The sequence below is a fragment of the bacterium genome, assembly GCA_041648665.1.
Taxonomy (GTDB): Bacteria; UBA10199; UBA10199; order 2-02-FULL-44-16; family JAAZCA01; genus JAFGMW01.
This window is the reverse complement of sequence record JBAZOP010000194.1, coordinates 1-2,863: the sequence shown is the minus strand read 5'-3', so window position 1 is coordinate 2,863 and position 2,863 is coordinate 1. Positions and strand designations below refer to the sequence as shown.

The 2,863-nt window shown below is 60.7% G+C and carries 4 protein-coding genes; 1 reads left to right on the top strand and 3 read right to left on the bottom strand.

All coding sequences use genetic code 11. From position 1 onward, the window contains the following. Nucleotides 1–181 (top strand): HAMP domain-containing sensor histidine kinase (locus WC683_20605; protein ID MFA4975013.1); only part of this gene is annotated, 181 nt, incomplete at its 5' end. On the opposite strand, the gene WC683_20600 is transcribed toward WC683_20605, so the two are convergent. From WC683_20600 to WC683_20590, 3 genes are all read right to left on the bottom strand, one after another. Continuing rightward, entirely contained in the window at nucleotides 178–1,428 is a 1,251-nt protein-coding gene (locus WC683_20600) for a GAF domain-containing sensor histidine kinase (protein MFA4975012.1), read from the bottom strand. The genes WC683_20605 and WC683_20600 overlap by 4 nt on opposite strands. 2 nt (nucleotides 1,429–1,430) lie before the next feature. Beyond that, nucleotides 1,431–2,465 carry a 6-phosphofructokinase gene (locus WC683_20595; GenBank protein ID MFA4975011.1) on the bottom strand — a complete coding sequence of 345 codons (1,035 nt, stop codon included), beginning with the start codon at nucleotides 2,463–2,465 and terminating at the stop codon, nucleotides 1,431–1,433. 11 nt (nucleotides 2,466–2,476) lie between these two features. After that, nucleotides 2,477–2,863, bottom strand: a 387-nt coding sequence (locus tag WC683_20590; GenBank protein ID MFA4975010.1) for a S41 family peptidase, incomplete at its 5' end; no start/stop codon positions are given.

Genomic DNA, 2,863 nt, shown 5'->3' with positions numbered 1-2,863 from the left:
CCGCGACAGGATCTTCGACAAGTTCTTCCAGATCGAGAAGTACTTCACCGGCAACGTGGAGGGGATCGGCCTGGGCCTGTCATACGTCAAGAAGATCGTGGATCACTTCGGCGGCAGCATCGAGGTACGCTCCACGCCGGGCCAGGGGAGCTCTTTCATCGTGAGGCTGCCGATCGACTAGTCGCCCCTTTTCGTTTGAGGGATGGTGAACGAGAATTCCGCCCACTTCCCCTGCTCCGAGCGAGCCCAGATCCTTCCGCCATGAAGATTGACGATGCGCCAGGTCGTGTAGAGACCGAGCCCGGTCCCCTTTCTCTTGAGGAGCTCCGGGTCGGAGATGCGGCTGAATCTGCGAAAGAGCATCTTTTTTCCGTCCTCTGAAAAACCGGGGCCCTCGTTCCAGACGCTCATCGAAAAGGAATCCGGGGCGAAGCCGGCGGATATCCGTACCAGCCCGCCGTCGTTGCCGTACTTGACGCCGTTGCCGATCAGGTTCGTGAGCACTATGCCCAGCGCGTCAGGGTCGCAACTGACGCGCGGCGCGTCGCCGGCGATCGCGATCTCCATCCTGGATTTTTTCTCTTTTATCTGCGGCTTGAGCACCTCGATGCAAGGTTCGACGACCTGGGATCTGAGGTCTATGCCGGGCTTGGAATCTATGCGAAGGCTGCCCCCCTCCAGACTCGATAGGTCCAAGTATTCGCGTATGAGACCCAGGAGGTTCTCCGCCTTGCCGATCATCTTTCCGACATGCTCCTTCTGCTCAGGGGTCAGATCTCCCATATAATTTTTGGAGAGTATTTCCCCCTCCATTATTATCGAAGCCAGCGGACTCTTGAGCTCGTGCGACACGAAGCCCAGCATCTCGAAGTAGGAGCGGTTGGCCTCCGAGAGCTGCTCTATGCGCCAAGCCTTCTCCACCGCCTGCGCGAGCCTCTCCGCGACCGCGAGATGGAGCATCACCTGGTGGTCGTCGTACGCGTCCTTCCTCCGCGAGCTGCGGAAGAGGAGGCCGACGTTGCGGCCCTCCACTGCGAGCGGGCAAGTCATGCTGGAGCGGACCCCCTCTTTCACGAGCAATCCGGTGGAAGGGCTATGCGGATGTTCCTTCAGGTATGATTCGAGATCGCTTATCACGCGCGGAACGCCCCGCCGCACGACCTCGGCAAGACTGCTCCCCTGCAGGTCCTCGGCATAACCCTTGGAGAGCAACACGGGCTCGTAAGAAGCCCTGGTATAATGGGCAACCACGCGGCGGCCCTCGTCCTCGATGAGCGACAGGCCGATGCGGTCGCAGGGAAATATCTTCTCCGTGGAATCGAAGAGGAAATCGATGATGCGCTCGATGGATTCCGATGCTGCGACCTTTTGGTTCACCTGGTCGAGGATCGCGCGCTCATCGACGGAAAAAGACTGCGCGGGGGACATTTCTAGAAACCCCAGAAGGTCTTGGTCATCTCGTAGAACTTCTCGTCCACGGTCCGAATGCCCTCGGAGACCTCGGCCAGAGGCACGTTGACGATCTCGTTGCCGTGCAGACCCACGAGCACTCCGAAGTGCCCGCCGTGTACCGCGTCCATGGCCGCAACGCCGTAGCGCGTGGCGAGGATCCTGTCGTAGGCGGTCGGCGACCCGCCGCGCTGCACGTGGCCGAGCACGGTGACCCTGGTCTCGAAGCCGGTCTTCTTTTCGATCATCTTGGACAGCATTGCGCCGATGCCCCCCAGCTGCACGTGCCCGAAGTCGTCGGTCTTGCCTGATGAGAGGATCTCCTGGCCCTCGATCTTCGCCCCCTCGGCGACGACTATGATGCTGAAGTTGATGCCGCGCTTGGAGCGCTGAACCACGCTCTCGCAGACCTCGTCGACGTTGATAGGCTTCTCGGGTATGAGTATCGCGTCGGCCCCGCCGGCGAGCCCGGCGTAGGTCGCTATCCAGCCGGCGTGACGGCCCATGACCTCGCAGACGAGCACGCGGTCGTGCGACTCGGCGGTGGTATGCAGCCTGTCGATCGCCTCCGTGGCTATCATGACAGCGGTGTCGAAGCCGAAGGTGAAGTCCGTGCCCTTGAGATCGTTGTCGATCGTCTTGGGGCAGCCGACCACCTTGACGCCCATATCGCCCAGCCTCTTGGCGGCGCCCAGCGTGTCCTCGCCGCCGATCGCGATGAGGGCATCCAGCTTGAGCGACTTGTAGTTTTCCATCGCCTTGCCGGCCAGCTCCGGATTCTTGAATATGTTGGTGCGGCTGGTGCCTAGTATCGTGCCGCCCTTGTGGAGTATCCCCCGCACGTCCTCGCGCCTGAGGGGCACGGTGATATTCTCCACCAGGCCCTTCCAGCCCTGTTTGATGCCGATAATCTCATAGCCGCCGTGCATCAGCGACCTGCGCACGATCGCCCTTATCACCGCGTTGAGCCCCGGACAGTCGCCGCCGCCGGTGAGCACGCCTACTCTCTTGATCATGACTTTCCTCCTCAGCTTTTCTTTGATGTGATTTTCGATTTCAGGAAATCGATCGCCTTTTCTTTTTGATAGTCCACGAGGGGAGGCTTCTCCGCCGGCTTCTGTTTCGCCTCTTCCTCGTCCTTCTCGTTCTCCTTCTCCTCATCGCCCTCGACCGGGGCGACCTTGTCCGCGAGCGACTTTGCAGCAGCCTCCTTCGCCGCAACCTCCGGCGATTTCGCGGCGACGACGATGTCGGGGACTATGCCCTGATCGTTTATTATCCTGCCGCTGGGGGTTCGGTAGAACGCCACGGTGATCTTCAGCCCCGAGCCGTCGTCCAGATCTATCACCGTCTGCACGGAGCCCTTTCCAAACGTCTTCGTGCCGATGATCGTCGCCCTTCCGTTGTCCTTGAG

Excerpts from the sequence above, each read along its gene's own strand:
- WC683_20600 (MFA4975012.1), bottom strand. The coding sequence starts at position 1,428 with ATGTCCCCCGCGCAGTCTTTTTCCGTCGATGAGCGCGCGATCCTCGAC.
- WC683_20595 (MFA4975011.1), bottom strand. The coding sequence starts at position 2,465 with ATGATCAAGAGAGTAGGCGTGCTCACCGGCGGCGGCGACTGTCCGGGG.